Source organism: Mameliella sp. CS4 (genome assembly GCF_019392335.1).
In the GTDB taxonomy this organism is placed as follows: domain Bacteria; phylum Pseudomonadota; class Alphaproteobacteria; order Rhodobacterales; family Rhodobacteraceae; genus Antarctobacter.
On the sequence record NZ_JAHXRQ010000060.1, the window covers coordinates 1 to 2,331 of the forward strand.

Genomic DNA, 2,331 nt, shown 5'->3' on the forward strand with positions numbered 1-2,331 from the left:
GAAAAGGCCACGCCCGAGGCGGCCTTGCAGTTCTTTCTCGACTGGCCCCGGCTGGATCTGGCGGCCAAGCTGATCGTGAAGCATCCGGACCGCTGGGACGGCGGCGATTGGCACACCCTGCCCAAGGTCGCGGCGCTTCTGGAGCACGATCATCCGCTGGCCGCGACGATCCTCTACCGAGCCTTGTTGGACGACATCCTGGCCCGCGCGCGTTCCAAAGCCTATGGACACGGTGCGACATACCTCGGGAAACTGGCCCTGCTAGCAGAAGACGCCGATGCCGCCCGCTCCGGCGAAATTCCCTGCCACGCCAGCTATATTGCCGAACTCAAGAAGGCGCACCACCGGAAACCAGGGGTCTGGTCCCGTGTCGGTCAGGGGAAAGAGAAGACGACGCCGCAGGCCCGCAGGTCCCGTCGCCCTGTTTGGGTGAAAGGGAATGAGTGACGGCCCAGAGCTACCGTTCGTGCCAGGCGCAACGCATGACCGCTCCCCGCCGATTCTGTGGAAAAACATGTATTCGCGAGCGCAGAATTCTGGCGCCCGTGATTGGCACAGGCGCCTTTCTTGTCGGGCGTTTCGCGGTTTCTGCGGTGCGGGAAGGGTCTTCGCCAGTTTCCGGAGGTTCTGGGCGGTAGCGGCAAGGAGAAATTCGTCGTTTGCGCCGCATGGGCCACGTAGTCGGAGCCTTCCGAGGCCGAGGATGCGTTTGAGGGGCGCGAAGAGCATCTCGACCTTCTTCCGGAGCTTCATCGAGATGTCGTATTGGTGGCTCTTCGCGATGTCGCGGGCGACCTGTCGCGCGTCTTCGTGTTCTTCGCGGGGGATAGAGCGAAAGTCCATGTTCGGGCAGCAGCGCGATTTCGAGGGGCAGGCCTGGCAGACGTTCTTGAGAGCGCGATACTTGGCGACGGCCTTGCCGGTCGGCCCCCGGTTCGGGTCGGAATAGTTCCGGCGGAACTGCTTCAGTGTCTGACCCTCGGGGCAGATGTATTGGTCGTTCTCGGCGTCCCACTCGAACTCCGACCGGCTCCAGGTGCCATCGCTGCGGGCAGACTTGTCGAAGACCGGAATGTGCGGGGCGATCTTTTGGTCGACCAGCCAGCCCAGCATCGGCCCGGTGCCATACGCAGTGTCCACTAGTGCATCGCGGAGGGATGTCACGAGAGGGGGCGATCAGGCGTTCGGGATGCAGGCCGAACCTTTCCTTCACCCGATCCAGCATGGTCTTGGTCAAGCCGACCTCGGCCTGCCGGATCGACCGTGTCGCCTCGACATCGACGATGACCCCGTGATCGGTATCGATCAGGTGGTTGTCGGAACAGCTGAAGAACGCCGGACCCTTGCGCGCCGCCGTCCACTGGCTGGCCGGATCGGAGTGAGACGTGAACTTGGGCTGCACCTCGCTGGCGGCGCCGTACGCGGCCTCGTCAAGCGTATCAAGATACTCGCGCACCGCGCGGGGTGCTTCTGTCGGATCGATCCGTGCCGCGTCCCAGTCGTCCTATGGCGTCGAGTTCTGCTTGTTCGCGTCCGCCTCGATCAGACTGGCATCGACCGCCATGCGCTGGCCGCTGACCAGGCCCTCAGCGATGCACCGTGCGACCGTCACCTCGAACAGGTGGCGCAGCAGTTCGCTGTCCCGAAACCGGCCGTGGCGGTTCTTGGAGAACGTCGAGTGATCAGGGACCCGATCAGCCAGGTCGAGCCGGCAGAACCAGCGATACGCCAGGTTCAAATGCACCTCCTCGCAGAGCCGTCGTTCCGACCGGATGCAGACGCAATAGCCGACCAACAGCATGCGGATCAGCAATTCGGGATCGACGGAAGGACGGCCCGTGTGGCTGTAATAATCCGCCAGATGGGCGCGGATGCTGCTCAGGTCGACAAACCGATCAACGGATCGAAGCAGGTGGTCTTGCGGGACGTGATCCTCAAGCGAGAACGCGTAGAACAGCGCCAGTTGCGCCTCCTGCCTCGGCCCCAGCATCGCCGACCCTCCCGCCCAATACCGGAATTGAATCAGCAGTATGCCCCTCGATCAAGCGCGAGTTTTTCAACGGAATAGGCTCTAAAGCGGACATGGTTCCAGACATCGTCACGCTTGCGGCATTTGACTGAAGGGCGGATACGCAGCAACGCAGACTTGCTGTCCCATCCCGAGCGATCACAGAAACCCTCGCCGGACTGCATTGTTCATGGCAAGATCATTGGTGTAACGGCTGCCAATGGTGCGTATGCAATCCAAAGGCAGCTAGTGTTCCGAGTCTGACGCTTGCTACCTGTTTCCACGGATTTCATCGAGGGTGTCCAGCGCGCGGCGTTCCCGGG

General features: G+C 62.4%; 1 protein-coding gene and 1 pseudogene. One reads left to right on the plus strand and one right to left on the minus strand.

Annotated features, from left to right (window positions below):
- On the plus strand, positions 1 to 447 hold a 447-nt coding region (locus tag KZZ07_RS26445; RefSeq protein ID WP_370631273.1), incomplete at its 5' end, for a DUF6880 family protein.
- Positions 448 to 588: 141 nt separating this feature from the next.
- On the opposite strand, the pseudogene KZZ07_RS26450 reads toward KZZ07_RS26445, so the two are convergent.
- Positions 589 to 1,990 (minus strand): annotated as a pseudogene (locus tag KZZ07_RS26450) (transposase); the annotation flags it as partial.
- Between the last annotated feature and the right edge of the window lie 341 nt (positions 1,991 to 2,331).